Origin of the sequence: Streptomyces alkaliphilus, assembly GCF_014141535.1 — a bacterium.
Lineage (GTDB): Bacteria > Actinomycetota > Actinomycetes > Streptomycetales > Streptomycetaceae > Streptomyces > Streptomyces alkaliphilus.
Genome location: NZ_VKHT01001325.1, coordinates 1 through 1,099 on the forward strand (window position 1 = coordinate 1; position 1,099 = coordinate 1,099).

The 1,099-nt window shown below is 75.8% G+C and carries 2 protein-coding genes; one reads left to right on the forward strand and one right to left on the reverse strand.

Going from position 1 to position 1,099, the window contains the following annotated elements; all coding sequences use genetic code 11:
- The coding region (locus tag FNQ90_RS24265; RefSeq protein ID WP_182608304.1) for a hypothetical protein at positions 1 to 191 on the forward strand (191 nt) is incomplete at its 5' end.
- 67 nt (positions 192 to 258) lie between these two features.
- On the opposite strand, the gene FNQ90_RS24270 is transcribed toward FNQ90_RS24265, so the two are convergent.
- Positions 259 to 1,099 (reverse strand): phosphoenolpyruvate--protein phosphotransferase (locus FNQ90_RS24270; protein ID WP_182608305.1); only part of this gene is annotated, 841 nt, incomplete at its 5' end.

The following is a 1,099-nucleotide window of genomic DNA, read 5'->3' on the forward strand; positions in this document are numbered from 1 at the left end:
TCCCCGACGAGATCATCCCCGTCCCGGGGCTCCCCCACACCCTCACCGGCAAGCGGCTGGAGGTACCGATCAAGCGGCTGTTGTCCGGTACGCCGGTGGAGCGCGCGGTGAACCCGGGATCGGTCGACCGGCCGGAACTGTTGGAGTTCTTCGTCGGGCTGGCAGCCGACCGTCGGTCCGCCGCGGCCTGATCCCGGTCCCGGGCACCGGTCCCGCGTTCCGCACCGGCGGGAACGCGGGACCGGTGCCCGGCGCGGATCATCCGCCGGAGAGCACCGCCGTGGCCGCCCGCCGGGCCCCCTCCGCGTCATCCGCCGCCCGGGCCGCGGCCGCGGCCCGTTCGCACTGGGCCAGCGTGTGCCGGGCCAGCTCGGCCCGCACCATGGCCAGGGCACCGGAGCCCATCGACAGGCTGGAGACGCCCAGGCCGACGAGCACGCAGGCCAGCAGCGGATCCGCGGCCGCCTCGCCGCACACCCCGCACCCCTTGCCCTCGGCGCCGGCCGCCTCGGCGGCGATGGCCACCAGATCCAGCAGGGCGGGCTGCCAGGGGTCCTGCAACCGGGCCACCGCCCCCACCTGGCGGTCGGCGGCGAAGGTGTACTGGGACAGGTCGTTGGTGCCCAGCGACAGGAACTCGACCTCCTGCAACACCGAGCGGGCCCGCAGCGCGGCGGAGGGGATCTCCACCATCGCCCCCACCCGCGCCCGCAACCCGGCGGTGCGGCAGGTCTCGGCGAACGCCCGCGCATCCGCCCGATCGGCGACCATCGGGGCCATCACCTCCGGCTGGACCGGCAGACCCTCGGCGGCCCGGGCCAGCGCCCGCAGCTGCCCGGTCAGTACCTCCGGGTGCTCCAGCAGCGCCCGCAGGCCGCGCACGCCCAGGGCGGGGTTCGGTTCCCGTGCCGAGGAGTCCGAGGAGAGGAAGGGCAGCGGTTTGTCCGCTCCGGCGTCCAGCACCCGGATCACCACCCGCCCCTCCGGGAAGGCTTCCAGGACCTCCCGGTAGGCGGCGGCCTGCGCCTCCTCGGATGGGGCCCGGTCACCGGCGTCCAGGAAGAGGAACTCGGTGCGGAACAGCCCGACGCCCTCCGCC